The 265-nt window shown below is 42.3% G+C and carries 1 pseudogene; it reads left to right on the top strand.

What is annotated here, in order from left to right:
• Positions 1-265, top strand: a pseudogene (locus IV71_RS06620) (helicase HerA domain-containing protein); the annotation flags it as partial.

Raw genomic sequence — 265 nt, 5'->3', positions numbered from 1 at the left:
TGCAACGTTTGAAACGATGGCAACGAAGCATGGGGCTGTTTTTAACGGAACAACAACGTTTCCAGATTTAAGTAAAGAACTATTTGTCCGCTACGATGTATCGGGACTTCTGAATACCAAGGATATTTTCAATGCCATGACCTACGTGGCGTTGACAATCGAGCAGCAAAACATTATCAACAACGGAAAACGCTGGCGCTTAAAACGCCAACAAGAAAAGATTCCGTACGAACAAGTACCACACTCAGTCATTGTTCTTGATGAA

This window comes from Fructobacillus fructosus KCTC 3544 (genome assembly GCF_001438695.1).
GTDB classification, from domain to species: domain Bacteria; phylum Bacillota; class Bacilli; order Lactobacillales; family Lactobacillaceae; genus Fructobacillus; species Fructobacillus fructosus.
This window is presented reverse-complemented; position numbering and strand designations above follow the sequence as displayed.